General features: G+C 64.7%; 24 protein-coding genes and 1 riboswitch. Of the genes, 10 read left to right on the plus strand and 14 right to left on the minus strand.

Translation table 11 applies throughout. The features are described 5' to 3' along the window. Positions 1 to 90: 90 nt before the first annotated feature. The 3 genes from dbpA (at position 91) to yccS (ending at position 4,969) form a co-directional block, all read left to right on the plus strand. Positions 91 to 1,428, plus strand: coding sequence for an ATP-dependent RNA helicase DbpA (gene dbpA, locus AC25MA_RS03755; RefSeq protein WP_486971835.1), 1,338 nt, complete (start codon positions 91 to 93; stop codon positions 1,426 to 1,428). Between the two features lie 49 nt (positions 1,429 to 1,477). Further along, positions 1,478 to 2,659 (plus strand): BaiN/RdsA family NAD(P)/FAD-dependent oxidoreductase, encoded by a 1,182-nt coding sequence (locus tag AC25MA_RS03760; protein WP_028688314.1) that lies wholly within the window; start codon positions 1,478 to 1,480, stop codon positions 2,657 to 2,659. 126 nt (positions 2,660 to 2,785) lie between these two features. Next, entirely contained in the window at positions 2,786 to 4,969 is a 2,184-nt protein-coding gene (yccS, locus tag AC25MA_RS03765; protein ID WP_486971793.1) for a YccS family putative transporter, read from the plus strand. A gap of 11 nt (positions 4,970 to 4,980) precedes the next feature. On the opposite strand, the gene AC25MA_RS03770 is transcribed toward yccS, so the two are convergent. Continuing rightward, the gene (locus AC25MA_RS03770; RefSeq protein ID WP_028688316.1) at positions 4,981 to 5,718 is read right to left on the minus strand and encodes a substrate-binding periplasmic protein; all 738 of its coding nucleotides are present in this window, start codon (positions 5,716 to 5,718) and stop codon (positions 4,981 to 4,983) included. 211 nt (positions 5,719 to 5,929) lie between these two features. On the opposite strand from AC25MA_RS03770, the gene AC25MA_RS03775 reads away from it, so the two are divergent. After that, positions 5,930 to 6,382 (plus strand): GNAT family N-acetyltransferase, encoded by a 453-nt coding sequence (locus AC25MA_RS03775; protein WP_028688317.1) that lies wholly within the window; start codon positions 5,930 to 5,932, stop codon positions 6,380 to 6,382. A 60-nt stretch (positions 6,383 to 6,442) separates the two neighbouring features. On the opposite strand, the gene AC25MA_RS03780 is transcribed toward AC25MA_RS03775, so the two are convergent. From AC25MA_RS03780 to tkt, 9 genes are all read right to left on the minus strand, one after another. Continuing rightward, a complete protein-coding gene (locus AC25MA_RS03780) occupies positions 6,443 to 6,745 on the minus strand; it encodes a winged helix-turn-helix domain-containing protein (RefSeq protein ID WP_028688318.1) in 303 nt (100 codons plus the stop codon). A gap of 14 nt (positions 6,746 to 6,759) precedes the next feature. After that, positions 6,760 to 7,260 (minus strand): M48 metallopeptidase family protein, encoded by a 501-nt coding sequence (locus AC25MA_RS03785; protein ID WP_023631708.1) that lies wholly within the window; start codon positions 7,258 to 7,260, stop codon positions 6,760 to 6,762. A gap of 38 nt (positions 7,261 to 7,298) precedes the next feature. Then, positions 7,299 to 9,416: a putative bifunctional diguanylate cyclase/phosphodiesterase gene (locus AC25MA_RS03790; protein WP_486971794.1), complete on the minus strand. Its 2,118-nt coding sequence runs from the start codon at positions 9,414 to 9,416 to the stop codon at positions 7,299 to 7,301. A 206-nt stretch (positions 9,417 to 9,622) separates the two neighbouring features. Next, positions 9,623 to 10,687 (minus strand): class II fructose-bisphosphate aldolase, encoded by a 1,065-nt coding sequence (fba, locus tag AC25MA_RS03795; protein WP_028688320.1) that lies wholly within the window; start codon positions 10,685 to 10,687, stop codon positions 9,623 to 9,625. A 100-nt stretch (positions 10,688 to 10,787) separates the two neighbouring features. Next, positions 10,788 to 11,117 carry an MliC family protein gene (locus AC25MA_RS03800; protein ID WP_028688321.1) on the minus strand — a complete coding sequence of 110 codons (330 nt, stop codon included), beginning with the start codon at positions 11,115 to 11,117 and terminating at the stop codon, positions 10,788 to 10,790. A gap of 79 nt (positions 11,118 to 11,196) precedes the next feature. Further along, positions 11,197 to 11,415, minus strand: a complete 219-nt coding sequence (locus tag AC25MA_RS03805) for a hypothetical protein (protein WP_069016044.1) — start codon at positions 11,413 to 11,415, stop codon at positions 11,197 to 11,199. A gap of 32 nt (positions 11,416 to 11,447) precedes the next feature. Continuing rightward, positions 11,448 to 12,611: a phosphoglycerate kinase gene (locus AC25MA_RS03810; protein WP_028688323.1), complete on the minus strand. Its 1,164-nt coding sequence runs from the start codon at positions 12,609 to 12,611 to the stop codon at positions 11,448 to 11,450. A gap of 12 nt (positions 12,612 to 12,623) precedes the next feature. Beyond that, positions 12,624 to 13,685 (minus strand): erythrose-4-phosphate dehydrogenase, encoded by a 1,062-nt coding sequence (epd, locus tag AC25MA_RS03815; protein ID WP_028688324.1) that lies wholly within the window; start codon positions 13,683 to 13,685, stop codon positions 12,624 to 12,626. Positions 13,686 to 13,839: 154 nt separating this feature from the next. Beyond that, a complete protein-coding gene (tkt, locus tag AC25MA_RS03820) occupies positions 13,840 to 15,837 on the minus strand; it encodes a transketolase (RefSeq protein ID WP_028688325.1) in 1,998 nt (665 codons plus the stop codon). 325 nt (positions 15,838 to 16,162) lie between these two features. On the opposite strand from tkt, the gene AC25MA_RS03825 reads away from it, so the two are divergent. The 4 genes from AC25MA_RS03825 (at position 16,163) to AC25MA_RS03840 (ending at position 20,636) form a co-directional block, all read left to right on the plus strand. Continuing rightward, positions 16,163 to 17,155, plus strand: a complete 993-nt coding sequence (locus AC25MA_RS03825) for an ArsR/SmtB family transcription factor (protein ID WP_028688326.1) — start codon at positions 16,163 to 16,165, stop codon at positions 17,153 to 17,155. 19 nt (positions 17,156 to 17,174) lie between these two features. Beyond that, positions 17,175 to 18,365, plus strand: coding sequence for a methionine adenosyltransferase (gene metK, locus AC25MA_RS03830; RefSeq protein WP_028688327.1), 1,191 nt, complete (start codon positions 17,175 to 17,177; stop codon positions 18,363 to 18,365). Between the two features lie 145 nt (positions 18,366 to 18,510). Continuing rightward, positions 18,511 to 20,181 carry an NAD-dependent DNA ligase LigB gene (gene ligB / locus AC25MA_RS03835; RefSeq protein WP_486971795.1) on the plus strand — a complete coding sequence of 557 codons (1,671 nt, stop codon included), beginning with the start codon at positions 18,511 to 18,513 and terminating at the stop codon, positions 20,179 to 20,181. Between the two features lie 59 nt (positions 20,182 to 20,240). Then, complete coding sequence (locus AC25MA_RS03840) at positions 20,241 to 20,636, plus strand: DUF1090 domain-containing protein (RefSeq protein WP_028688329.1); 396 nt, start codon at positions 20,241 to 20,243, stop codon at positions 20,634 to 20,636. Between the two features lie 30 nt (positions 20,637 to 20,666). Here the strand turns inward: AC25MA_RS03840 and AC25MA_RS03845 are convergent, their stop codons facing one another. After that, the gene (locus tag AC25MA_RS03845; protein ID WP_028688330.1) at positions 20,667 to 21,113 is read right to left on the minus strand and encodes a c-type cytochrome; all 447 of its coding nucleotides are present in this window, start codon (positions 21,111 to 21,113) and stop codon (positions 20,667 to 20,669) included. Between the two features lie 119 nt (positions 21,114 to 21,232). Between AC25MA_RS03845 and mltA the strand changes: the two genes are divergently transcribed. Further along, entirely contained in the window at positions 21,233 to 22,384 is a 1,152-nt protein-coding gene (gene mltA / locus AC25MA_RS03850) for a murein transglycosylase A (protein ID WP_088851762.1), read from the plus strand. Positions 22,385 to 22,453: 69 nt separating this feature from the next. Here mltA and AC25MA_RS03855 read toward each other — a convergent pair whose 3' ends face one another. Together AC25MA_RS03855 and AC25MA_RS03860 are read right to left on the minus strand one after the other, a co-directional pair. Further along, positions 22,454 to 22,840, minus strand: a complete 387-nt coding sequence (locus AC25MA_RS03855) for an MAPEG family protein (protein WP_028688332.1) — start codon at positions 22,838 to 22,840, stop codon at positions 22,454 to 22,456. A 31-nt stretch (positions 22,841 to 22,871) separates the two neighbouring features. Continuing rightward, the gene (locus AC25MA_RS03860; protein WP_182321842.1) at positions 22,872 to 23,705 is read right to left on the minus strand and encodes a DMT family transporter; all 834 of its coding nucleotides are present in this window, start codon (positions 23,703 to 23,705) and stop codon (positions 22,872 to 22,874) included. A gap of 196 nt (positions 23,706 to 23,901) precedes the next feature. Here AC25MA_RS03860 and AC25MA_RS03865 point away from each other — a divergent pair, with 196 nt between their 5' ends. Further along, positions 23,902 to 25,140 (plus strand): cation:proton antiporter, encoded by a 1,239-nt coding sequence (locus AC25MA_RS03865; RefSeq protein WP_062360206.1) that lies wholly within the window; start codon positions 23,902 to 23,904, stop codon positions 25,138 to 25,140. A 45-nt stretch (positions 25,141 to 25,185) separates the two neighbouring features. On the opposite strand, the gene AC25MA_RS03870 is transcribed toward AC25MA_RS03865, so the two are convergent. Next, a complete protein-coding gene (locus tag AC25MA_RS03870) occupies positions 25,186 to 25,587 on the minus strand; it encodes an acyl-CoA thioesterase (protein WP_028688335.1) in 402 nt (133 codons plus the stop codon). A gap of 179 nt (positions 25,588 to 25,766) precedes the next feature. Next, positions 25,767 to 25,863, plus strand: a riboswitch (S-adenosyl-L-homocysteine riboswitch). Positions 25,864 to 25,882: the final 19 nt, after the last annotated feature.

The following is a 25,882-nucleotide window of genomic DNA, read 5'->3' on the forward strand; positions in this document are numbered from 1 at the left end:
TAGACTGTGCGACATTTTTCGCTCCAGCCGCAGGCCCGCCTCGTGACCGTTGAAACCACCGCTTTTGCCACCCTACCGCTGTCCGCCGCCATGCTGGCCAACCTGGACGCCCTGGGCTACGCCTCGATGACACCAATCCAGGCCCAGAGCCTGCCGGTCATCCTCAAGGGCCAGGACCTGATCGCCCAGGCCAAGACCGGTAGCGGCAAGACCGCCGCCTTCGGCATCGGCCTGCTCAACCCGATCAACCCGCGCTACTTCGGCTGCCAGGCTCTGGTGCTGTGCCCGACCCGGGAGCTGGCCGACCAGGTGGCCAAGGAACTGCGCCGCCTGGCCCGCGCCGAGGACAACATCAAGATCCTCACCCTGTGCGGCGGCGTCTCGCTCGGCCCGCAGATCGCCTCGCTGGAACACGGCGCGCACATCATCGTCGGCACCCCGGGGCGCATCCAGCAGCACCTGGACAAAGGCACACTGGTGCTCGACGGCCTCAACACCCTGGTCCTGGACGAAGCCGACCGCATGCTCGACATGGGCTTCTTCGACGCCATCGCCAACATCATCCGCAAGACCCCGTCGCGCCGCCAGACCCTGCTGTTCTCCGCCACCTACCCGACCGGTATCGAGCAGTTGGCCAAGGACTTCATGCGCCAGCCGCAACAGGTCAAGGTCGAGGCCCTGCACAGCGACAGCCAGATCGAACAGCGCTTCATCGAGATCGACCCACAGCAGCGCCTGGAAGCGGTCACCCGCGTGCTCGGCCACTACCGCCCGCAGTCCTGCGTGGCGTTCTGCTTCACCAAGCAGCAGTGCGAGGACCTGGTCACCCACCTGACCGCCAAGGGTATCGTCGCCCAAGCACTGCACGGCGACCTGGAGCAGCGCGACCGCGACCAGGTGCTGACGATGTTCGCCAACCGCAGCAGCTCGGTGCTGGTGGCCACCGACGTGGCCGCTCGCGGCCTGGACATCGACGGCCTGGACCTGGTGATCAACGTCGAGCTGGCCCGTGACGCCGAGATCCACGTGCACCGCGTCGGCCGTACCGGCCGCGCCGGTGAGAAAGGCGTGGCGATCAGCCTGGTGGCCCCGGCCGAAGGCCACCGCGCCCAGGCCATCGAGGACCTGCAGAACAAGCCGCTGCGCTGGGAACAGCTGGACAACCTCAAGAGCAAGGGCGGCGAGCCGCTGCTGCCGGCGATGACCACCCTGTGCATTGGTGCCGGACGCAAGGACAAGCTGCGCCCGGGCGACATCCTCGGCGCGCTGACCGGCGATGCCGGGTTGCCGGGCAAGCAGGTGGGCAAGATCGCCATCTTCGACTTCGTGGCGTTCGTGGCGGTGGAGCGGGCGGTGGCCAAGCAGGCCATGCAGCGGCTGAACAGCGGCAAGATCAAGGGGCGCGCCCTGAAAGTCCGTATCGTCTGAAGACTTTTTGGGGCCGCTTTGCGGCCCCAGTTCTTGAAGAGGTAATTTCGTGCACTCCACCGACGTGATCATCCTCGGCGCCGGCGCCGCCGGCCTGATGTGCGCCCAGCTCAGCGCCCGCCGCGGGCGCCGGGTGCTGCTGCTCGACCACGCCAACAAGCCGGGCAAGAAGATCCTCATGTCCGGCGGCGGGCGTTGCAACTTCACCAACATGTACACCGAGCCCGCCAACTTCCTCTCGCACAACCCGCACTTTTGCAAGTCGGCGCTGGCCCGCTACACCCAGTGGGACTTCATCGAGCTGGTGTGCAAGCACGGCGTGGCGTACCACGAGAAGAAGCTCGGCCAGCTGTTCTGCGACAACAAGTCCAGCGACATCCTCGACATGCTCCTGGCCGAGTGTGACGAGGCCGGCGCCGAACTGCGCATGAACACCAGCATCGAGCGCATCGACAAGACCGAAGGCGGCTACACCCTGCAGACCAGCGCCGGTCCGTTCGCCTGCCAGTCGCTGGTGATCGCCACCGGCGGCCTGTCGATCCCGACCTTGGGCGCTACCGGCTTTGGCTACCAGGTCGCCCGCCAGTTCGGCCATGAATTGTTGCCGACCCGCGCCGGCCTGGTGCCGTTCACCATCACCGAGCCCCAGCTCAAGGCACTGTGCACCGAGTTGTCGGGCACCTCGCTGGACTGCGTCGCGAGCTGCAATGGCATGAGCTTCCGCGAGAATCTGTTGTTCACCCACCGCGGCCTGAGCGGCCCGGCGATCCTGCAGATCTCGTCGTTCTGGGAAGCCGGCGACACGGTGCAGATCAACCTGCTGCCTGATCGCGACGCGTTGGAGTGGCTGCAGGGCCAGCAAGTCGAGCGCTCCAACAGCGAGCTGAAGACAGTGCTGGGCGAGGTGTTCACCCGCAAGCTGGCCAACCTGCTGGCCGAGCAGTGGTTCGTTTCGAAACCCTTGAAACAGTACACGCCGGCAGAATTGACCCAGATCGCCGAGAAACTGTCGGCCTGGCAAGTGATCCCGGCCGGCACCGAGGGCTATCGCACCGCCGAGGTGACCTTGGGCGGAGTCGATACCCGCGAGGTGTCGTCCAAGACCATGGAATCGCTGAAGAGCCCTGGGCTGTACTTCATCGGCGAGGTGCTGGACGTGAGCGGGCACCTGGGTGGTTTCAACTTCCAGTGGGCCTGGGCTTCGGCCAACGCGGCGGCGCAGTTCGTGTAGAGTAGAATCCATTCAGCAGCACGGAACGCTTCTTGCTGGTCTGTGCTGGAGCGCCATTTTTGGGAGCTGCTGCGCGGCCCCAAGACAGCCTCGACGCTACTCAACCGATCTCAGCCCAGGGCCATCATGTCATCGAGCTCGTTCCGCCATTCATTGCGTCGCCTGTGGGGCCAAGACAAGTTCAGCTACGCCATCCGCGTGACCATCGCCCTCACCGGTAGCATGGCCTGGTGCTGGTACCAGAACGAGATGAGCCTGCTCATCCCGCTGTTCCTCGGCATCATCGCCAGTGCCCTGGCTGAAACCGACGACGGCTGGCAGGGCCGGCTCAGCGCCCTGCTGGTGACCCTGGGCTGTTTCGCCATCGCCGCGCTGTCGGTCGAGCTGCTGTTCCCCTACCCCTGGATCTTCGCCGTCGCCCTGGCCCTGGCGGCGTTTTCCCTGACCATGCTCGGGGCCTTGGGCGAACGCTATGGGGCGATCGCCTCGGCCACGCTGATCCTTTCGGTCTACACCATGATCGGCGTCGACCAGCGCGGCGGCCAAGTCAGCGACTTTTGGCATGAGCCGTTGCTGCTGGTGGCGGGGGCGGCCTGGTATGGCCTGCTGTCGGTGCTGTGGCAGGCGCTGTTCTCCAACCAGCCGGTGCAGCAGAGCCTGGCCAAGCTGTTCTTCGAGCTGGGCACCTACCTCAAGCTCAAGGCCAGCCTGTTCGAGCCGGTGCGCACACTCGACGTCGAGGCCACGCGCCTGGAGCTGGCCAAGCAGAATGGCAAGGTTGTGGCGGCGCTCAACGCGGCCAAGGAAATCATCCTGCACCGGGTCGGCAACAGCCAGCCGAACTCCAAGGTCAGCCGCTACCTCAAGCTGTACTTCCTGGCCCAGGACATCCATGAGCGGGTCAGTGCCTCGCACTACCCCTACAACGCGTTGACGGACGCCTTCTTCCACAGCGATGTGATGTTCCGCTGCCAGCGCCTGCTGCGCAAACAGGGTTCTTCCTGCCAGGAGCTGGCCCGCTCGATTCGCCTGCGCCAGCCCTTCGTGCTCGCCAGTGGCTACCCCGAGGCCCTGGAAGACCTCAATGCTTCGCTCGAGCACCTGCGCATCCAGAGCAACCCGGCCTGGCGCGGCCTGCTGCGCTCGCTGCGGGCACTGGCCGCCAACCTGGCCACCCTGGATCGGCTGCTCAGCGCCGCGAGCAACCCGGACAGCCTCGCCGACGCCAGCGACAGCAGCCTGCTCGACCGCTCGCCCCGCAACCTCAAGGATGTGTGGAAACGCTTGCGCACCCAGCTGACGCCGACCTCGCTGCTGTTCCGCCACGCCCTGCGCCTGTCGCTGGCGCTGTCGGTGGGCTATGGCATGGTGCACCTGATCCACCCGACCCAGGGTTACTGGATCATCCTCACCACCCTGTTCGTCTGCCAGCCCAACTATGGCGCGACCCGGCGCAAGCTGGTGCAGCGGATCTTCGGCACCGCCATCGGCCTGACCGTGGGCTGGGCGCTGTTCGACCTGTTCCCCAACCCGATCATCCAGTCGCTGTTCGCGGTGGTCGCCGGGGTGGTTTTCTTCGTCAACCGCACCACCCGCTACACCCTGGCCACGGCGGCGATCACCCTGATGGTGCTGTTCTGCTTCAACCAGATCGGCGATGGCTACGGCCTGTTCCTGCCGCGCCTGTTCGATACCCTGGTGGGCAGCCTGATCGCCATTCTCGCGGTGTTCCTGTTCCTGCCTGACTGGCAGGGCCGGCGGCTGAACAAGGTGCTGGCCAACACCCTGGCCTGCGCCAGCGAATACCTGCGCCAGATCATGCAGCAGTATGCCCATGGCAAGCGCGACGACCTGGCCTACCGCCTGGCCCGGCGCAACGCGCACAACGCCGACGCGGCATTGTCCACCACCTTGGCCAACATGCTGATGGAGCCGGGGCACTTCCGTAAGGAAGCCGATGTCGGCTTCCGCTTCCTGGTGCTGTCACACACCTTGCTCAGCTACCTCTCGGGGCTGGGCGCGCACCGCGACACGGTGCTGCCGGCCGAGGTCCACGAGCAGTTGATCGATGGCGCCGGGCGGAGCCTGGCCAGCAGCCTCGACGAAATCGCCAATGGCTTGGCGGTGCGGTTGCCGGTGGCAATCCACAGCGACGCCGAGGAAGCCCTGGCCAACGCGCTGGAGCAGATGCCGGAGGAGCTGGACGAGCATCAGCGGCTGGTACAGACGCAACTGGCGCTGATCTGCCGACAACTGGGACCGTTACGGACACTCGCAGGGCATTTGATCAAGGAAGGCGAACCCGCCTGATCGCCCCGCGATCAGAACCCATGCTGGCGCAGCAGCCGGTCGTAGCTGCCGTCGGCCTTCATCGTGGCGATCGCCTTCTCGAAGCGGGCGACAATCTTCTGATGCTCCGGGTGCTTGAGGCTGACCAGGATGTGCAGACTGTTCTCGCTCAGCGGCGGGTCGACGAACGCCACCCCCTCCCGCACCGGCTGCGGCTCGCGCTGCAGGTTGTAACGCGCGACGTACTCGTCCTCCACTGCCAGGTTGACCCGGCCGGCCGCCAGCATGCGCACCGCGGACGAGAAGCTGCGCACCGGCACCTTGTTCAGGCGCTCGTCGCTGTCGAATTCTGGGGAGTAGGCGTAATCGCGCACCACGGCGATGGTGTAGGGATAAAGGTCAGACTGGCGTGCATAGGAGAACGCTTCGCCCTCACGCTTGAGCAGGCGGATGCGGTTGACCAGGTAGGCGCCCGAGAACTGGCCGATCAGGGTTCGCTCGTCGTTATACCAAGCGTTGATCAGCACATCGTAGCGCCCCTCGCCCACGCCCATCAGCGCCCTGGCCCAAGGCACCTCCTCGAACTCGATGGCGTAGCCGGCGCGGGTCAGCGCCGTGGTGACGATGCTGGTGGCCAGGCCGCCACCGGGCATGCTGGTGTCGGTAAACGGCGGCCAGCTGTCGGCCACCAGCCGCAGCTTGCCTTGGGCCAGGGCAGGCCCCGCGCACAACAGCCCGAGTAAACCAAGAACGCAAAGCAGTGGCCGCATGCTCAATTCCTTTCGCAGTTGGGGGCTCACGCTGGTGACGGCGGTCTCTACTAGCAACAGAGGTCCAGATTACACAAGCCGCATCCTGGCGACAGCGGGCGATAGTGTCATTTAGCCTCTATTTTGGCCGAGTGCCAGGTACCGTCATTCGATCTCGTCGAACCCAGCAGGATTTGCGATGATCGACGGTCAACCGAAGGAGTACCCATCCATGTCCATCGAGTGGATCTGCAAGCACCATGGCGACCTTGCCAAGGAACAACTCTACGCCATCCTGCAACTGCGCACCGAAGTGTTCGTGGTCGAGCAGCGTTGTGCCTACCAGGAAGTCGACGGGCTCGACCTGTGTGGCGACACATTGCACCTGATGGGCTGGGACGGTGAGCGGCTGGTGGCGTACCTGCGCTTGCTCGATCCGCAATCGCAGGACGGCGAAGTCGTCATTGGCCGGGTGGTGACGTCCCCCGAGGCGCGCGATATGAAGCTGGGCCACCCACTACTGCTGAAGGGACTGGAAGCTGCCGGCCATTGCTGGCCTGGCGTATCGATCTATCTGTCGGCCCAGGCGCATTTGCAGGGGTTCTACGCTCGCCATGGTTTCGAAGCGGTCGGCGAAGAATACCTCGAGGACGATATTCCGCACATCGGCATGCGTAAAGGCTGAGATTGCCGGGAGCTCTGCGCGCACCATCGCGGGACAAGCCCGCTCCCACGGGGAGCCCTTTCAGGGATAACCCAACACTTCGCGCAGCTGGCGCAGGTGCTGGATGATCCACTGCTTGTCGATCGCCCCCCAGTCGCGGATGCGGTAATGCCCGGCATGGTTGCGCGCGCCGGCCTGCTGCTCGAACTCGCAGACGATATCCAGGTCGGCCAGGGCGGCGATGGTGTCCTGGGCGGTACGCCGCGGCATGCCGGTGGCCTCCATCAGCGCCGGCACGCTGGTGGCGGTCTGGCTGTCGATCAGCCAGGCCACGTAGAGGCGGCGGTAGAAGCTGCTGCGGGTCTTGCTCACTTCCGTGGTCATGGGGTGCTTGTCCCTCAGGTGTTGCCCGGCAGCTCCCGATAGGTCAGGTAGACGCGCAGGTCGAATTCCAGTTGATGGTAGTCCGGCTCCATGTGCTGGCAGAGCTGGTAGAAGGCCTTGTTGTGGTCGCGTTCCCTCAGGTGCGCCAGCTCATGCACCACGATCATACGCAAAAACTGCGGCGCCGCCTCGCGAAACAGCGAGGCGACGCGGATTTCCTTCTTCGCCTTGAGCTTGCCGCCCTGCACCCTCGACACCGCCGTGTTCAGGCCCAGCGCCCGGTGGGTGAGGTCCAGGCGGTTGTCGAACAGCACCTTGTCCAGCGGCGGCGCACTGCGCAGGTACTGCTGCTTGATTTCCTGGGCATAGCCGTACAGTGCCTTGTCACTCTGCACGTCATGGCGCTCGGGGTAGCGCTGGCGCAGGTAGTCGCCCAGGCGATCGCTGGCGATCATCTGGCGCACCTGTTCCTGCAGGTGCGGCGGGTAGGCTTGCAGGTAGCGTAAGGCGGTCATGGCAGGCGTTCGGAACGGGAAGACGCGAGTTTAGCCAATCACGACGCCCATGGGAAAACCACCGGGAAGTTGCCGGCATCGCTGGCGGTCAGCGGACGGGCGACCAGGAACCCCTGCACGTAGGCGCAGCCGGCATCCTTGAGCCATTCGGCCTGGGTCTGGGTCTCCACGCCCTCGGCGATCACCGTGATGTCGTAGGCCGCGCACAGGCCAATGACGCTGCGCACCAGCGCGATGTCCGCCGCCGAGTCCGGCAGCCGCGCAACCAGGTGGCGGTCAAGTTTGAGGGTGTCGATGGGCAGGTCGCGCAGCATGCGCAACGAGCAATCGCCGGCACCGAAGTCGTCCAGTGCCACGCGAATACCCAGCTCGCGCAGGCGGTGCACCTGCTTCACCGCCGCGTCGATGTTGTACATCAGCGACGTCTCGGCCACCTCCACCTCCAGCTGATCGGGCTGCAGTTGGTGCTTGTCGATCACCTGGGCCAGTTCATCGACCAATCCAGGCATGGTGAACTGGGCGCGGCTCAGGCTGATGCCCAGCACCAGCTGCGAACCGAAGCGCTCGCTCCAGGCATTGCGCTGCGCGGCGCCCTTGCGATAGATCCAGCTGGCCAGGCGGTTGATCAGCCGCGCCTCTTCCAACAAGGGAATGAACAGCCCGGGGGGCACATCACCGACACTCGGGTGCTTCCAACGCAACAGCGCCTCGAAGCCGCGCAGCCGACCGTCGGCGAACGCCACCTGGGGCTGGTAGACCAGGCTGAAGTCGTTCTGCTCGATGGCCGTGCGCACGCTGCCCTCAAGCATCAGTCGTGAACGGGCGCGACCATTGAGTTCCTGGTCGTAGAAACGGTACTGCTGGCGCCCGGCCTGCTTGGCCGCATACATTGCGGCATCGGCCGCCCGCAGCAGGCCTTCCACGTTGGCGCCGCAGTCCGGGTAGGTGGCGATGCCGATGCTCACCCCCAGGTTGACCTCCAGGCCATCCACCTGCTGGAAGCTCGACATCCGCTCCAGCAGCTTCTCGGCATAGCGTCCGGCCTGCTCGGGGTATGGCAGTCCGTCGAACAACGCGGTGAACTCGTCACCGCCCATCCTGGCCAACAGCGCTTCGCTGCCCAGGCACTCCTTGAGCTGATCGGCCACCCAGCGCAGGACCTTGTCGCCGGCCTCATGGCCGAGCAGGTCGTTGATCCGCTTGAAGCCATCCAGGTCCATGTACATCAAGGCCTTGGCCTTGTCCGAGCGCTCGTTGCGCAGCAGCGCGCTCTCGGCGGCCTGGTAGAACCCGCGGCGGTTGAGCAGCCCGGTCAGCGGGTCGGTGACCGCCTGGTATTCGAGCTGCTGGTGCAGGTTGCGCACCACGGACATGTCCAGCACCGTCACCACCATGGCCTTCTGTTCGGCGGGCAGCGGCGCGCAGGACAGCGCCACCGGCACCAACTGGCCTGCGAGTGTACGCAGCTGGGCGTCGTGCACGCGGAAGATCTGCCGGCCCAGGTAGGCCTGGTAGAAGTCCGACTCGTGCCACAGGTTGGCGCAGGGCAGCTGGATCAGGTCCAGCATGTGCGCGCCCTGCAACTTGTCCACCGGGGTATCGAGCAGGCGCGAGACGGCCGGGTTGGCGAAGCCGATGCAGCCCGACTCGTCCACCACCAGAATGCCCTCGGCGGCGTTCTCCAGGATCGAGGCATTGAAGGCCCGCGCCGATTCCAGTTCGCGGGTCAGGCGTTGCAGCACGCGCCGGTTGCGCTGCTGCTCCAGCTGGGCCTGGACCTTGGGCTTGAGAATCTGCGGGTCGAAGGGTTTGAACAGGTAGTCCACAGCACCGCTGGCATAGCCTTTGAGCACCGCCGCCTCGGACTGTTCATTGGCGGTGAGGAAGATGATCGGGGTTAGCCGCGTGCGTTGGCTGCCGCGCATCAGGCGGGCCACCTCGAAGCCGTCCATTTCGGGCATCTGCACGTCGAGCAGGACCAGGTCGACTTCGTGTTCGAGCAGGGTGCTCAGGGCTTCCATCCCTGAACTGGCGGTCAGTACCTGCCAATCCTGGCGGGACAGCAAGGCCCGCATGCTGATGAGGTTTTCCGGGTAGTCGTCTACGACCAGCAGCACCGAGCTGCTTTCCGGTGATTGTGAATAAGCGCCATCCATGCTGCTTCTCTTGGTAAGTCCAACTGCGACTTGTGATTGGATCCGATTATTACTCTAGACTCGGCCCCCGAAGACGCAATGCAGGCAGATGGCCGTAAGCCATCTGAACCGATGTTAGCCGACTAACGGTATAAGCGGTGGGCAGTCGACATACGGGCACAAAAAAGCCCGCATCGCTGCGGGCTCCTTCGTTGAACGGTGCCGGATCAGTTGATCTTGGCCGCCAGTTCACCTTTGGCATAACGCTGGAACATGCCTTCGAGGGTGATCGGCTTGATCTTCGAAGCATTGCCGGCGGTGCCGAAGGCTTCGTAGCGGGCGATGCACACGTCACGCATGGCCTTCACGGTCTCGGCGAAGAACTTGCGTGGGTCGAACTCGCTTGGGTGCGCAGCCATGTAGCGACGGATGGCACCGGTGGACGCCAGACGCAGGTCGGTATCGATGTTGACCTTGCGCACGCCGTACTTGATGCCTTCGACGATTTCCTCGACCGGTACGCCGTAGGTCTCTTTGATATCACCACCGAACTCGTTGATGATCTTCAGCCATTCCTGCGGTACCGACGAGGAACCGTGCATCACCAAGTGGGTGTTGGGGATGCGCTTGTGGATTTCCTTGATGCGGTCGATCGCCAGGATGTCACCGGTGGGTGGCTTGGTGAACTTGTAGGCGCCGTGGCTGGTACCGATGGCGATGGCCAGGGCATCGACCTGGGTCTTCTTGACGAAGTCGGCGGCCTCTTCCGGGTCGGTCAGCATCTGGCTGTGGTCCAGAATGCCTTCTGCGCCGACGCCGTCTTCCTCGCCGGCCTGACCGGTTTCCAGGCTGCCCAGGCAGCCCAGCTCACCTTCCACCGACACACCGCAGGCGTGGGCGAACGCCACGGTCTGCTGGGTGACGCGGACGTTGTAGTCGTAGTCGGACGGGGTCTTGCCGTCTTCCTTCAGCGAGCCGTCCATCATCACCGAGCTGAAGCCCAGCTGGATCGAGCGCTGGCACACGTCTGGGCTGGTGCCGTGATCCTGGTGCATGCACACCGGGATGTGCGGGAACTCTTCGATGGCGGCCAGGATCAGGTGACGCAGGAACGGGGCACCAGCGTACTTGCGGGCGCCGGCCGAGGCCTGGACGATGACCGGAGAGTCGGTGGCGTCTGCGGCTTCCATGATGGCGCGCATCTGCTCGAGGTTGTTGACGTTGAAAGCCGGAACGCCGTAGCCGAACTCGGCGGCGTGGTCCAGCATCTGGCGCATGCTAATGAGTGCCATTGTGTATCTCTCTCCCGACAAGCGTCGTTTGTTTCATGCAAGCCTGCCGCAGGGGCGGTTGCTGTTCAAGTAGTGTGGGCCATCTACACGGCCCGGCCAGTCACGGTGCCTTGCAGCCCCGCCCAATCAGATCGTTGGTCGCCACCCAATACACCAGGCCTTCGTCACCTTTGGTGTGGAAGGCCAGCATGCCATCGCTGTACAGCGCGCCGGAGGCACCCGGCTCGGCCTTGAGCCGATGGACTTGGTCGCCGCCGCCGAGACGGACATCGACTGTGTCCTGCTGCGCGTCGGCGAAGCGCCACAGCACTTCGGCCTGGCTGTCGCAGACCCAGCGGGTCCAGTTGTCCGCCGGGGCCGTTTGGGCCGGCTGCAGCAGCGAGCAGCCTGCCAGGATCGCCAAGGCCAGTGCGGCCAGAAGCACTTTCATCAAACTACTCCGCTGGGGGCTGCGCCGCAGCCCCGGTATTCAAGACCACGAAACCCTTGCCAGGTTGCCAACCACCCGATCAAGGGCAGCCCGGGGCCCTGCGCTGGTGTTCGTCGTCGTACTTTTCCAGGCCGTCCGGACCCAAGCGCTTGTTGATCACCGGTGCCGTCTCCGCCTGCCACTGGGACTGGTAGCAACCACCCTTGGGCGGCTGCGCCGGTTCGGCCTCGCTGCCCTTGTTGCTGGAACAGGCGCCCAGCAACAAGGCCACGATCATCACAGGCAATTGCTTGACCATCAGGTCGCTCCCTTTGCCAGGCGCCTTCACGCTCAGGCCTTGGCCCGCTCTTCCAGGATTGCCACGGCAGGCAGGACCTTGCCCTCGACGAACTCGAGGAACGCGCCGCCACCGGTGGAAATGTAGGAGATATCGGCACCCACGCCATACTTGTCGATGGCCGCCAGGGTGTCACCGCCACCGGCGATGGAGAACGCGGCGCTGTCGGCGATGGCCTTGGCCAGGACCTGGGTGCCGTTGCCGAACTGGTCGAACTCGAACACACCGACCGGACCGTTCCAAAGGATAGTCTTCGAGGTCTTGAGCAATTCGGCGAACTGCTCGGCGGTCTTCGGACCGATGTCCAGGATCATGTCGTCGGCAGCCACATCGGCGATCGCCTTGACGGTGGCTTCGGCGCTCTCGGCGAATTCCTTGGCGACCACCACGTCCACTGGCAGCGGTACGCTGACCTTGGCGGCGATGGCCTTGGCGGTCTCGACCAGGTCAGGCTCGTACAGCGACTTGCCGACCGGGTGACCGGCGGCGGCAAGGAAGGTGTTGGCAATGCCGCCACCGACGATCAGCTGGTCGCAGACCGCGCTCAGGCTGTTCAGCACGTCCAGCTTGGTCGACACCTTGGAACCGGCGACGATGGCAGCCATCGGCTTGGCCGGAGCTTTCAGGGCCTTGCCCAGGGCATCCAGCTCGGCGGCCAGCAGGGGGCCTGCGGCGGCGACCTTGGCGAACTTGGCGACGCCATGGGTGGAACCCTCGGCGCGGTGGGCGGTACCGAAGGCGTCCATCACGAACACGTCGCACAGGGCGGCGTATTTCTGCGCCAGCTCGTCGGCGTTCTTCTTCTCGCCCTTGTTGAAGCGCACGTTTTCGAACAGCACCAGGTCACCGGCCTGCACCTGAACGCCGTCGAGGTAATCGGCGACCAGCGGCACGTCGCGGCCCAGGGCCTTGCTCAGGTAATCGGCAACCGGCTTGAGGCTGTTCTCGGCGGAGAACTCACCTTCGGTCGGGCGGCCCAGGTGCGAGCAGACCATCACCGCCGCGCCCTTCTCCAGGGCCAGCTTGATGGTCGGCAGCGCTGCCAGGATACGCGCGTCGCTGGCTACCACACCGTCCTTCACAGGGACGTTGAGGTCTTCGCGAATCAGTACGCGCTTACCTTGCAGGTCGAGGTCGGTCATCTTCAACACGGTCATGAATGCAGTCCTTCAGGGCTGTTTGCTGCGGGTTGGGTGTACGACGTGCAGATAGTGTTCGGCGACGTCGAGCATACGGTTGGCAAACCCCCATTCGTTGTCGAACCAGGCCAGCAGGTTCACCAGGCGAGGGCCTGAGACGCGGGTCTGGCTGGCATCGACGATGGCCGAATGCGGGTCATGGTTGAAATCACAGCTGGCGTGGGGCAGCTCGGTGTAGGCCAGCAAGCCTTTCAGCGGGCCATCCAGGGCAGCCTCGCGCAGCACCCGGTTGACTTCCTCGGCGCTGGTATCGCGGGAAGTCTGCAGGGTGATGTCCAGGCACGAGACGTTGACGGTCGGCACGCGTACCGCTTTGGCCTGGATTCGCCCGGCAAGTTCCGGCAGCAGGCGTTCGATACCCCGGGCCAGGCCGGTGGACACCGGAATCACCGACTGGAATGCCGAACGGGTGCGACGCAGGTCTTCGTGGTGGTAGGCGTCGATCACCGGCTGATCGTTCATCGCCGAGTGGATGGTGGTGATCTGCACGTATTCGATGCCAAAGGCTTGGTCCAGCACGCGCAGCAGCGGCACGCCGCAGTTGGTGGTGCAGGAGGCGTTGGACACCAGCAGTTCGCTACCGGTCAGGCAATCCTGGTTGACCCCATAGACCACCGTGGCGTCGATGTCCGCCTCGCTGGCCATGGGCTGGGAAAACAGCACCCGTGGCGCGCCGGCATCGAGGAAGCGCTGGCCGTCGGCACGGGTGTGGTAGGCGCCGGAGCATTCCAGCACCAAGTCAATGTCCAGGGCGGCCCAGTCGATGCCTTCCGGGGTAGCGCTGCGCAGCACTTTCACGCAGTCGCCGTTGATATGCAGACAGTCGCCGTCAACCTTCACCTCGCCGGGGAAACGCCCGTGGGTGGAGTCGAAGCGCGTCAGGTATTCCAGACTGGCCTGGTCGGCCAGGTCGTTCAGCGCGACGATCTCGAAACCGGCCTTCGCCCCCCGCTCGAACAGTGCGCGCAGGACACAGCGGCCGATGCGGCCGTAACCGTTGAGTGCAACTTTGTAGGGACGCGGGTGGGGCATTCGATGGCTCGCTAACGCATGATGGCTTTGGGGGCCACGTTGCGGCCCATCGCGACGCAAGGCCGCTCCCACAGGGTACGGTGTACGCCATACCTTGTAGGAGCGGCCTTGTGTCGCGAAACGAGGGCAACGCCCTCGCCTCGCACAGTCTGAATCAGTCTTCCAGCAGCTCTTCGGCGGTGCCCAGGATGTTGTCCAGGGTGAAGCCGAATTCCTCGAACAGCGCGCTGGCCGGGGCCGACTCGCCGTAGGTGGTCATGCCGATCACGCGGCCTTCGAGGCCGACGTACTTGTACCAGAAGTCAGCGTGAGCGGCTTCGATGGCGATACGCGCGCCAACTTCCAGCGGCAGTACCGACTGCTTGTACGCGGCATCCTGGGCGTCGAACACGCTGGTGCTCGGCATCGACACGACACGGACCTTGCGGCCTTCAGCGGTCAACTTGTCAAAGGCTTGAACGGCCAGGCCCACTTCGGAGCCGGTGGCGATCAGGATCAGCTCAGGCTCGCCGGCGCAGTCCTTGAGCACGTAACCGCCACGGGCGATATCGGCGATCTGCTGGGCGTCGCGGGTCTGATGCTGCAGGTTCTGGCGCGAGAAGATCAGCGCCGACGGGCCGTCCTTGCGCTCCAGGGCATGCTTCCAGGACACGGCGGATTCCACCGCGTCGGCCGGGCGCCAAGTGTCCAGGTTCGGCGTGCTGCGCAGGCTGGTCAGCTGTTCGATAGGCTGGTGGGTCGGGCCGTCCTCACCCAGGCCGATGGAGTCGTGGGTGTAGACGTGGATCACACGCTGCTTCATCAGTGCCGACATGCGCACGGCGTTGCGGGCGTATTCCATGAACATCAGGAAGGTGGCGCCGTAGGGCACCAGGCCGCCGTGCAGGGCGACGCCGTTCATGATGGCGGTCATGCCGAACTCGCGCACGCCGTAGAACACGTAGTTGCCGCTGGCATCGTTGGCTTCGACGCCCTTGCAGCCTTTCCACAGGGTCAGGTTGGAGCCGGCCAGGTCGGCGGAGCCACCGAGGAACTCGGGCAGCAGCGGGCCAAAGGCGTTCAGGGTGTTCTGGCTGGCCTTGCGACTGGCGATGGTCTCGCCCTTGGCGGCAACTTCGTTGATGTAGGCCTGGGCCTTCTCGGAGAAGTCGGCTGGCAGGTCGCCTGCGGCGCGGCGCTTGAACTCGGCGGCCAGCTCAGGGTAGGCCTTGGCGTAGGCGTCGAAACGCTGGTTCCACTCGGCCTCGACCTTGGCGCCGGCTTCCTTGGCATCCCATTCGGCGTAGATGTCGGCAGGGATTTCAAATGGGCCGTGGTTCCAGTTCAGCTCCTTGCGCGCCAGGGCGATTTCGTCGTTGCCCAGCGGTGCGCCGTGGCAGTCTTCCTTGCCCTGCTTGTTCGGCGAGCCGAAGCCGATGATGGTCTTGCAGCAGATCAGGGTCGGACGATCGCTCTTACGCGCGGTCTCGATGGCGGTCTTGATCTCGTCGGCGTCGTGGCCGTTGACGTTGCGGATCACAAGCCAGTTGTAGGCCTCGAAGCGCGCCGGGGTGTTGTCGGTGAACCAGCCGTGGACTTCACCGTCGATGGAGATGCCGTTGTCGTCGTAGAAGGCGATCAGCTTGTTCAGACCCAGGGTGCCGGCCAGCGAGGCGACTTCATGGGAGATGCCTTCCATCATGCAGCCGTCGCCGAGGAACACGTAGGTGTTGTGGTCGACGATGTCGTGGCCTTCACGGTTGAATTGGGCGGCCAGCACTTTTTCCGCCAGGGCGAAGCCCACGGCGTTGGCGATGCCCTGGCCCAGCGGGCCGGTGGTGGTCTCGACGCCCGGGGTGTAGCCATACTCCGGGTGACCCGGGGTGCGGCTGTGCAGCTGGCGGAAGGCCTTGAGGTCGTCGATGTTGACGTCGTAGCCGGTCAGGTGCAGCAGCGAGTAGATCAGCATCGAGCCGTGGCCGTTGGACAGCACGAAGCGGTCACGGTCGGCGAAGCTTGGGTTGCTCGGGTTGTGCTTCAGGTAATCGCGCCAAAGCACTTCGGCGATATCCGCCATACCCATGGGGGCACCTGGGTGGCCGCTGTTGGCCTTTTGCACGGCATCCATGCTGAGGGCACGAATGGCGTTGGCACGTTCACGACGGCTGGGCATCGCTGAGTCTCCTGGGGCTTGAAATAAGTGGTGAAGCGAAAAAGGCGACCATTTTCGCCCACAGGGGGGGCCGGGGGCAATGACGTATGGTCGCAGTCGGGCTTTTTTCCTGTGATTGATTGGCAAAAGAGCAGAAAAGCGGGGTTGTGGGAGCGAGCCTGCCCCGCGATGGCGTCAGCCCTGGCCCATCCCCCCGTCTGATCTGACGCCATCGCGGGGCACACCACTCCCACGAGGCATCCCTGGAAGCCACTGATCAGGCAATATCAAAACTTTTTGATATTGCTATTGCGACGACAGCATCCCCTGTCTAGACTCCCGCCCCATGAACTTCAATGCGCCCGTCACCCCACAACGCAGCGACGAACTGGCCGCCCTGTGCAAGGCCGGCGGCGACCCTCTGCGCCTGAACGTACTGCGCGCATTGGCCAACGACTCGTTCGGCGTGCTGGAATTGGCACAGATCTTCGACATCGGCCAGTCGGGCATGAGCCATCACCTGAAGGTGCTGGCCCAGGCCGAGCTGGTGGCGACCCGTCGCGAGGGTAACGCGATCTTCTACCGCCGTGCCCTGCCCGATAGCCAGCGGCTGGGCGGCCGCCTGCATGCGGCGCTGCTCGATGAAGTCGACAATTTCGCCCTGCCTCAAGCAGTGCAGGCCCGCATCGCCCAGGTACAGCAGCGTCGCGCCGCCACCAGCCAGGATTTTTTCCTGCGCGTGGAAGAGAAATTCCGCGCCCAGCAAGACCTCATCGCCGGCCTGCCGCAATACCGCGAGAGCCTGCTGGCACTGCTCGACAAGCTGAGCTTCGAGGATGGCGCCAGCGCCCTTGAGGTCGGCCCCGGCGACGGCGGTTTCCTACCCGACCTGGCCAGGCGCTTCGAGCAGGTCACGGCCATGGACAACAGCCCGACCATGCTAGAGCTGGCCCGCCAGGTATGCGAGCGCCACGCACTGAACAACGTCAACCTGCAGTTGGCCGATGCACTGGGTGCAACGGATGTGGAAGCTGACTGCGTTGTGCTGAACATGGTCCTGCACCATTTCAGCGACCCGGCCCAGGCCCTGCGCCTGCTGGCCAGACGGGTGAAAGCGGGCGGAAGCCTGCTGGTCACCGAGCTGTGCAGCCATGACCAGGGGTGGGCCCGCGAAGCCTGCGGCGACCTGTGGCTTGGCTTCGAGCAGGACGACCTGGCCCGTTGGGCCAACGCGGCAGGGCTGGCCCCAGGGGACAGCCTCTACGTGGGCTTGCGTAACGGTTTCCAGATCCAGGTCCGGCATTTCCAGCGGGCCACTGGCGACATTCAACATCGGTAAATTTCAGGAACCCATCGAGATGAGCGAATACTCCCTTTTCACCTCCGAGTCCGTGTCCGAAGGGCATCCGGACAAGATTGCCGACCAGATCTCCGACGCGGTGCTGGACGCCATCATCGCCCAGGACAAATACGCCCGCGTGGCCTGCGAGACCCTGGTCAAGACCGGTGTCGCGATCATCGCCGGTGAAGTCACCACCTCGGCCTGGGTCGACCTGGAAGACCTGGTGCGCAAGGTCATCATCGACATCGGCTACAACAGCTCCGACGTCGGCTTCGACGGCGCCACCTGCGCCGTGATGAACATCATCGGCAAACAGTCGGTGGATATCGCCCAGGGCGTCGACCGCTCCAAGCCGGAAGACCAGGGCGCCGGCGACCAGGGCCTGATGTTCGGCTACGCCAGCAACGAGACCGAAGTGCTGATGCCTGCGCCGATCTGCTTCTCGCACCGCCTGGTCGAGCGCCAGGCTGAAGCGCGCAAGTCCGGCCTGCTGCCTTGGCTGCGCCCGGATGCCAAGTCGCAGGTCACCTGCCGTTACGAAAACGGCAAGGTAGTGGGCATCGATGCCGTCGTCCTGTCGACCCAGCACAACCCTGAGGTGTCACAGAAAGACCTGCAGGAAGCGGTGATGGAGTTGATCGTCAAGCACACCCTGCCGGCCGAGCTGCTGCACAAGGGCACGCAGTACCACATCAACCCGACCGGCAACTTCATCATCGGTGGCCCGGTGGGCGACTGCGGCCTGACCGGCCGCAAGATCATCGTAGACTCCTACGGCGGCATGGCCCGCCACGGTGGCGGCGCGTTCTCCGGCAAGGACCCGTCCAAGGTCGACCGCTCTGCAGCCTATGCCGGCCGCTACGTGGCCAAGAACATCGTCGCCGCCGGTCTGGCCGAGCGCTGCGAGATCCAGGTGTCCTACGCCATCGGCGTGGCCCAGCCGACCTCCATCTCGATCAACACCTTCGGCACCGGCAAGGTTTCCGACGACAAGATCATCCAACTGGTGCGCGAGTGCTTCGACCTGCGTCCTTACGCCATCACCACCATGCTCGACCTGCTGCACCCGATGTACCAGGAGACCGCGGCCTACGGCCACTTCGGCCGTACTCCGCAGCAGAAGACCGTCGGCGACGACACCTTCACCACCTTCACCTGGGAGCGCACCGACCGCGCCGCCGCCCTGCGCGACGCAGCTGGCCTGTAAACCTCCTACAGCAGTAACGGAAAGCCCCTGCCGAGTGATCGACAGGGGCTTTTTCGTGACATATCGGCTGACAAATCCCCGCCGCTGCCCACACCGTCACCCGCCTAGGCTAAGGACACTTTCCCGCCTTGCAAGGATGCCGGCCATGCCATTGCTGCTGATCTTCATTGCACTGCTGTTGCACCACCCCGTCGCCCAGGCAAGCACCTGCCCGGCCTGGGACACGGCGCAGGCCGAGGCCGAGGTCGCCCAGCTGCGTGCCACCCTCGCCCACTGGGACGAGCAGTATCACCGCCAAGGCGTCGCCCTGGTGGCCGATGAGCTCTACGATCAAAGCCGCCAGCACCTGCTGGAGCTTCAAGCCTGCTTTGGCCTCTCCCACAGCGATTCCCCGCTGGCCAGCGCACGCGGCACAGCCCCCCACCCGATACCTCACACCGGCGTCGGCAAGCTCGCCGACGAGCAGGCCGTAGCCCGATGGCTGCAGGGCAAACGCAATGTCTGGATGCAGCCGAAGGTCGATGGCGTCGCGGTCTCGCTGATCTACCGCCAGGGCCAGCTGACAGGCCTGCTCAGCCGTGGCGATGGAATACTGGGGCACGATTGGAGCCGGCACATCCCCTTGCTGAGCGGCATCGTGCAGCAACTTTCCCAACCGCTGGACGCGGTGTTCCAAGGCGAGCTGTACTGGCGCCTGAACAACCATGTGCAGGCCGAGGCAGGCAGCGCCAATGCCCGCGACACCGTCGCCGGGATGCTGGCACGCACGCGGATGAGCGAAGAGCAGGGCGCAAGCATCGGACTGTTCGTCTGGGACTGGCCACACGGCCCGGATAACCAGGCCGAGCGCCTAGCACGCCTGGCAACACTGGGCTTCACCGACAGCCAGCGGCTGAGCGTGGCCATCGATGGCTTTGCCGAAGCCGCGCGCTGGCGCCAGCACTGGTACCACTCGCCCCTGCCCTTCGCCACCGACGGCGTGATCCTGCGCCAGGACAGTCGCCCGGCGGCGCAGCGCTGGCGCGCCCAGGCGCCCTATTGGATCGCTGCCTGGAAATACCCCTTCACCCAGGCGCTGGCGCAGGTCAGGGATGTGCAGTTTCGAATCGGCCGGACCGGGCGCATCACGCCCTTGCTGGTATTGCAGCCAGTGACCCTGGACGACCGCCGGATAAACCAGCTCAGCCTCGGATCGCTGGCGCGCTGGAAGGAGCTGGATATCCGCCCGGGTGACCAGATAGCGGTCAGCCTGGCCGGCATGACTATCCCACGCTTGCATAGCGTAGTGCATCGTGCCGCTCGACGCCCCATCGTGCAGGCTCCGGATCCGGCGACCTACCACGCCTTCAGCTGCTGGCAGGCAGTCGAGGGATGCCAGCAGCAGTTCATCGCCCGCCTTGCCTGGTTGAGCGGCAAGCAGGGCCTCGACCTGCCAGGCATGGGGGCCGAAACCTGGAAACGCCTTGTCGAAAGTGGCCACATCGTGCAGTTGACCGATTGGCTGAGCCTCGATCAGAAGCAGCTGCTCGAGGTACCCGGGATCGCCGAGGCACGAGCCAGGCAATTGCATGCGGCTTTCGCTCAGGCCCGCCAACAGCCCTTCCAGCGTTGGCTGCGGGGCCTCGGCATACCCGCGCCGTCCAGCCTGCAACTGGGCCCCGACTGGCCCACACTGGCCTCCAGAAACATCGAGCAATGGCTTGCCGAACCTGGCGTCGGGCCCGGTCGTGCCGAGCAACTGCAGGCTTTTTTCGCCCACGAGCAGGTCCAGGGACTTGTCGGAAACCTGCGCAACCATGCAATCGAGGGTTTCTAATTTGCGCGGATCAGGGCAGCATTTCGCTTTCCGCTGCCCTGCCCGATATGGAGCCCCCGATGAAACTGCTTTCGTCCCTCGCCCTGTCCACCCTGCTCGGCTTCGCCGCCAGCCCGCTGCTGGCTGCCCAAGAGCAGCCGGGCCTGACCGGCTGCGCAGCCAAGCGCCAGGCCATCAGCGAACAGATCGAACAAGCCCGCGCCCATGGCAACAGCGACCAGCAAGCAGGCCTGGCAAAGGCCTTGGACGAAGTCACCGAGCACTGTACCGATGCCGGTCTGCGCAAGGAACGCGAGCAGAAGGTGCTCGACGCCCGCCACGAAGTGAACCAGCGCACCAAGGACCTGGACAAGGCCATGAAGAAGGGCGACGCGGAGAAGATCAACAAGCGCAAGGACAAACTGGCCGAGGCGAAGAAGGAGCTGCAGGAGGCCGTGGACGAGCTCGAACGCTAACCGGATAGCTTCCCACAAGAGCCCCTTGGCTCAGTGATTGCGAAACTCGCTATGACAGGCCTTGCACGCCGCCTCGACCTTGTCCATCGGCGCCTTCACCTGGGCTGCGTCCAGTGGCTGGGTACGGGTCACCGCGACCAGCTCGCCAGTGACGCCCTCCAGTTGCCGGGCCAGGTCCTGAAATCGCGCCTGGCGCTCCCAGACCGCGGCCCGCGCGCTGCTATCACCCGCGTCGCGCGCCTGTGGGAAGTGCTGCCACGGTGCATGGGCCAGGCTGTCCAGCTTCGCCGCGCCATCGGCGAACTTCACGCCGTCGAAGGGCAAGCGCCCGCGCAGCATGCCGCCCATGTCTTCGCTGGTCTTGAGCATCTGCTTGAAGATCGCCTTGCGCTGGCCCAACGGCGAGTTGGGGTCGACGCCGTCACAGGCGCTCAGGGCAAGGGCGGCGAGCAGTACTACGGTCAATCGCTTGAACATCACGGTCTCTTCGGCCAGGAAAACGGGCGGCCAGTATCGCCGCCCCGGGGGCAAAGACCAATAGCCACACAGAAAACAGGGGTGAATCTTCATGCTTTTCCCCACACAGGATCGACAACATGAAATCTGCATTGCGCCATTTCGCTTGGGCACTGCCCGCCCTGGCGCTCCTGGCCGGCTGCAACGGCGGTGAAAGCGCCAAGCCCGAACCCCACGCCATCGCCACCTACGTACCAGCTACTTTCAAGGATCTGCCCCAGGTCAGCGACGACGACCTGTTGGCCGGCTTCTACGCCTGGCGCAATGGCTGCGAGAAGCTAAGGCGCGACCCGGTGTGGGCCGCCACCTGCGAAGCAGCCGGCTCGGCAACGGCGAATGCCGCCCAGGTGCGCACCTTCCTCGAACAGAATCTGCAGGTCTATGCCCTGCGTTCGGCGCAGAACAGCGCCAACGGCCTGATCACCGGCTACTACGAGCCGGTCTACCCCGGCAGCCTGGCCCGCACCGACAGCGCGCATGTACCGGTGTATGGGGTGCCCGAGGACATGATCGTGGTCGACCTGGCCAGCGTGTACCCCGAGCTCAAGGGCAAACGCCTGCGCGGGCGCCTTGACGGACGGGTGCTCAAACCCTACGACACCGCCGAGGTGATCAACCGCGACGGCGCCAAGGCGCCGGTGCTGGCCTGGCTGACCGACCCGATGGACCTGCAATTCCTGCAGATTCAAGGCTCGGGCCGTATCCAGCTGGAGAACGGCCGCCAGTTGCGCCTGGGCTACGCCGACCAGAACGGCCACCCGTACCGCCCGATCGGACGCTGGCTGGTGGAACAGGGACAGCTGCCGAAAGAGGAGGTGACCATGGGCAGCATCCACGCCTGGGCCCAGGCCAACCCGCAGCGCGTGCCCGAGCTGCTGGCCAGCAACCCGAGCTACGTGTTCTTCAGTACCCGCCCGGACAGCAACGAGGGGCCGCGCGGCTCGCTCAACGTGCCGCTGACCGCAGGCTACAGCGTCGCGATCGACCGCAAGGTAATCCCCTTGGGCAGCCTGCTGTGGCTCTCCACCACCCGCCCGGACGGCAGCCCGGTGGTGCGTCCGGTCGGCGCCCAGGACACCGGCGGCGCCATCACCGGCGAAGTGCGCGCGGACCTGTTCTGGGGCACCGGCCACGAGGCCGGCGAGTTGGCGGGGAACATGAAGCAGCAGGGACAGATCTGGATGCTGTGGCCCAAAGGTCAGCCTTTGCCTGAAGTGCCGAAAGTACCCTGACAGACGCTATCGCGGGGCAAGCCCGCTCCCACGATGATTGCGTGGGAGCGGGCTTGCCCCGCGATCCATTCAGATCGATACGACGAAGAACGACACAATCAGCGCCATCCCAACGAACCACACCAGCGAACGCAGCACCGCCCAGTCCGCCAGGTAGCAGATGATGTAGAGCAGCCGGCTGGTGATGTACACCACCCCCAGCACATCCTGGGTCACCTGCTCGGCATTGCCGACGATATCGGCCACAAGAACCGCCGCGGCAAACGCGGGAAACGCCTCATAGCCGTTCAGCTGGGCAGCATGGGCGCGTCGAGGCAACCCTTCCAGCTTGTCCAGGAACGCACGCGGGTCGTGATTGGCGCGCAGGCCAAAATACCCGCTGCTGAGCTTGGCGATCAATGCACACAGCGGCGGCAGGAACAGCGCGACGAGAATGCACCACAGGGCAACGGTCATCTACAGGACTCCTTGTTCACAGAGGATCGGTTCACAGCTTCATCACCAGCATGCCGGCCAGGACCAGCCCGCAAGCTAGGAGTCTCGGCCCGCCAAAAGGTTCTTTGAGGTAACGCATGCCCAGCAACACCACGAGGATCACGCTCAGCTCGCGCAGCGCCGCCGCCTCCGCCACCGATCCCAGGTGCATGGCCCACAGCACCAGGGCGTAGCTCAGCAGCACGCACACCCCCACCGTCAGCCCGAGACGCCACTGAGTGCGCCAAAACATGGCGAACGGTGCCCGCCGCGCCACCCCTGCCAGCAACGGGAACGGCCAGGCGCTGAGCAGGGTCAGCCACACCAGGTAATCCCAGGGCTTGCCCCACAGGCGCACGGCCTGGCCGTCGAACCAGGTGTAGCAGCCGATGCACAGGCCGATCAGGGCCACCACCGGCAGCATCGACCAGGGCAGGCGATCACCGCCACCACCCTGCCACAACAGGCAGGCCATGCCGCAGGGGATCAGCAGGATGCCGATGATCTGCTGCTGGCTGAGCGACTCGCCGGCAAAAGCCAGGGTCAGTCCGAGCACGACCAACGGCGACAAACCACGCATCAACGGATAGACCAGCCCCAGGTCACCGACGCGATAGGCTTTGATCAGCAGGTAGCGGTAGAGCTGCTCGGCCAGCGCCGATGCCAGCAGCCAGGGCCAGATGCCCGCCGGGGGAAAATCGACGAACGCCACCGCCAGAATGGCGAAGACCAGTGCGACCAGGTCCATGCTGGCGATCACCAGAAGGCGTTCGCCGCTGAATTTGATGAGGGTGTTCCAGGTCGCGTGGAGCAGGGCTGCGACCAGTACCAGGGAGGTTGCCAGCACGCGGGGCTCCTTGCGCAATGACCAGGCGGCTGCACGCACTATAACGCTTGCTCCCATAAAGAATCTGCAATCCGTTCTGAGGAACGAATTTGGTATTTCCGGTCATAAGGTGTGTCCCGAGCCCCGCGCCAGATCATCCAAGAACTGCCCGAGTTACTCGGGAAACGACTTGGAAGCCACTGTTACAGGATTCGGGATGCTTGAATTAGTTGCCGCGTTTATCTGCCTCACCACCCTCCTCACCTATGTGAACTACCGCTTCATCGGCCTACCGCCGGCCATCGGCGTGATGGTCACCGCATTGCTGTTCTCCCTGATACTGCAGGGCCTGAGCCTGATCGGCTTCCCCGGCCTGGAAGAGCGCGTCGAAGGCCTGATGAACCAGATCGACTTCAATGACCTGTTGATGCACTGGATGCTGTCGTTCCTGCTGTTCGCCGGCGCCCTGCACGTCAACCTCGCTGACCTGCGCAGCTACCGCTGGCCGATCGGCCTGTTGGCCACTATCGGGGTGCTGATCGCCACCGTGGTGATCGGCTACCTGGCGCACTGGGTGTTCGCCCTGTTCGGCTGGAACGTGCCGCTGATCTACTGCCTGCTGTTCGGCGCGCTGATCTCGCCAACCGACCCGATCGCCGTGCTCGGCGCGCTGCGCACCGCCAACGCCTCGAAACCGCTGAAGACCACCATCGTAGGTGAGTCGCTGTTCAACGACGGCACCGCGGTGGTGGTGTTCACCGTGCTGCTGGGCATCATCCAGCTGGGCGAGACCCCGAGCGTGTCTGACACGGCCCTGCTGTTCGCCCGCGAAGCCATCGGTGGAGTGGTGTTCGGCGGGCTGATCGGCTACGCCACCTACCGCATGATCAAGAGCGTCGAGCAATACCAGGTCGAGGTCATGCTGACCCTGGCGCTGGTGATCGGTGGCTCGGCCATGTGCTACGAGCTGCATGTGTCGGCGCCGATCGCCATGGTGGTGGCCGGCCTGATTATCGGCAACCTGGGGCGCAACCTGGCGATGAACGACATGACACGTCGCTACATGGACGGATTCTGGGAACTGATCGACGACATGCTCAACGCCCTGCTGTTCGCCCTGATCGGCCTGGAGCTGTTGCTGCTGCCCTTCAACTGGCTGCACCTGGCGGCCGGTGGCGTGCTGGCGCTGGCGGTGCTGGCCTCGCGCCTGCTGACCGTGGCGCCAGCCATCGTGTTGCTGCGCCGCTGGCGGACCGTGCCGCAGGGCACCATCCGCGTGCTGACCTGGGGCGGCCTGCGTGGTGGCGTGTCGGTGGCCCTGGCGCTGTCCCTGCCACAGGGCGATGAACGTGACCTGCTGCTGTCGATCACCTACATCGTGGTACTGTCGTCGATCCTGGTGCAGGGGCTGACGGTCGGCAAGGTGGTGCGCAAGGTCAGCACACAACCCGAGTAATGGCGAGGGAGCGGCGGTGCGCCGCTCCCACGAACGCTCCAGCGCTTATTCGACCGCGCTGTCCGGGAACTGATCCTGGATGTACTTGATCTCGGTACGCCCGTGCGGCGCCGGCAGCCCGTCCTCGCCGAGGTTGACGAAGACCATCTTGTCGACTGTGAGGATGGCCCTGCGAGTGATCTTGTTGCGCACTTCGCACTTGAGGGTGATCGAAGTGCGGCCGAACTCGGTGGCGGTAATGCCCAGCTCGATGATGTCGCCCTGGCGCGAGGCGCTGACGAAGTTGATCTCGGAAATGTACTTGGTCACCACGCGCTGGTTGCCCAGCTGGACAATGGCGTAGATCGCCGCCTCCTCGTCGATCCAGCGCAGCAGGCTGCCGCCGAACAGGGTGCCGTTGGGGTTGAGGTCTTCGGGTTTTACCCATTTGCGGGTGTGAAAGTTCATCTGTACTCCTGACCTGCCTGGCTCACATGGGCTAATGATGGCAGACCGCTCGGCCACCCTCCATTGAACATCGACTATCGTCTCGATTAATCGACAGAAAGTCTTGGGTGTGTCACACGCCCGCGGCTATAATCCCTGCCGTTTCACATGGTCTCCCGCAGTGGTGGCCATCCCGCCACCCGACCGAGGGGCGCTGCAGCAGGCTCGGCCTGTCAGGCTCGGTTGGGGCGTTGTCCGCGCAAGCGGACGCTTAACGCACAACGGCGCCCATTCGCACACTACGAATGGAGGCTCT

It is taken from the genome of Pseudomonas sp. P65(2024) (genome assembly GCF_057480955.1).

Bases quoted from the DNA above. Each gene is read 5' to 3' on its own strand.
- AC25MA_RS03865 (WP_062360206.1), top strand. From the start codon at position 23,902: ATGCTTGAATTAGTTGCCGCGTTTATCTGCCTCACCACCCTCCTCACC.
- dbpA (WP_486971835.1), top strand. From the start codon at position 91: ATGCTGGCCAACCTGGACGCCCTGGGCTACGCCTCGATGACACCAATC.
- fba (WP_028688320.1), bottom strand. From the start codon at position 10,687: ATGGCACTCATTAGCATGCGCCAGATGCTGGACCACGCCGCCGAGTTC.
- AC25MA_RS03800 (WP_028688321.1), bottom strand. From the start codon at position 11,117: ATGAAAGTGCTTCTGGCCGCACTGGCCTTGGCGATCCTGGCAGGCTGC.
- AC25MA_RS03775 (WP_028688317.1), top strand. From the start codon at position 5,930: ATGTCCATCGAGTGGATCTGCAAGCACCATGGCGACCTTGCCAAGGAA.
- AC25MA_RS03840 (WP_028688329.1), top strand. From the start codon at position 20,241: ATGAAACTGCTTTCGTCCCTCGCCCTGTCCACCCTGCTCGGCTTCGCC.
- epd (WP_028688324.1), bottom strand. From the start codon at position 13,685: ATGCCCCACCCGCGTCCCTACAAAGTTGCACTCAACGGTTACGGCCGC.
- AC25MA_RS03805 (WP_069016044.1), bottom strand. From the start codon at position 11,415: ATGGTCAAGCAATTGCCTGTGATGATCGTGGCCTTGTTGCTGGGCGCC.
- yccS (WP_486971793.1), top strand. From the start codon at position 2,786: ATGTCATCGAGCTCGTTCCGCCATTCATTGCGTCGCCTGTGGGGCCAA.
- mltA (WP_088851762.1), top strand. From the start codon at position 21,233: ATGAAATCTGCATTGCGCCATTTCGCTTGGGCACTGCCCGCCCTGGCG.
- AC25MA_RS03870 (WP_028688335.1), bottom strand. From the start codon at position 25,587: ATGAACTTTCACACCCGCAAATGGGTAAAACCCGAAGACCTCAACCCC.
- AC25MA_RS03780 (WP_028688318.1), bottom strand. From the start codon at position 6,745: ATGACCACGGAAGTGAGCAAGACCCGCAGCAGCTTCTACCGCCGCCTC.
- ligB (WP_486971795.1), top strand. From the start codon at position 18,511: ATGCCATTGCTGCTGATCTTCATTGCACTGCTGTTGCACCACCCCGTC.
- AC25MA_RS03845 (WP_028688330.1), bottom strand. From the start codon at position 21,113: ATGTTCAAGCGATTGACCGTAGTACTGCTCGCCGCCCTTGCCCTGAGC.
- AC25MA_RS03790 (WP_486971794.1), bottom strand. From the start codon at position 9,416: ATGGATGGCGCTTATTCACAATCACCGGAAAGCAGCTCGGTGCTGCTG.
- tkt (WP_028688325.1), bottom strand. From the start codon at position 15,837: ATGCCCAGCCGTCGTGAACGTGCCAACGCCATTCGTGCCCTCAGCATG.
- AC25MA_RS03855 (WP_028688332.1), bottom strand. From the start codon at position 22,840: ATGACCGTTGCCCTGTGGTGCATTCTCGTCGCGCTGTTCCTGCCGCCG.
- AC25MA_RS03825 (WP_028688326.1), top strand. From the start codon at position 16,163: ATGAACTTCAATGCGCCCGTCACCCCACAACGCAGCGACGAACTGGCC.
- AC25MA_RS03770 (WP_028688316.1), bottom strand. From the start codon at position 5,718: ATGCGGCCACTGCTTTGCGTTCTTGGTTTACTCGGGCTGTTGTGCGCG.
- AC25MA_RS03785 (WP_023631708.1), bottom strand. From the start codon at position 7,260: ATGACCGCCTTACGCTACCTGCAAGCCTACCCGCCGCACCTGCAGGAA.
- AC25MA_RS03810 (WP_028688323.1), bottom strand. From the start codon at position 12,611: ATGACCGTGTTGAAGATGACCGACCTCGACCTGCAAGGTAAGCGCGTA.
- metK (WP_028688327.1), top strand. From the start codon at position 17,175: ATGAGCGAATACTCCCTTTTCACCTCCGAGTCCGTGTCCGAAGGGCAT.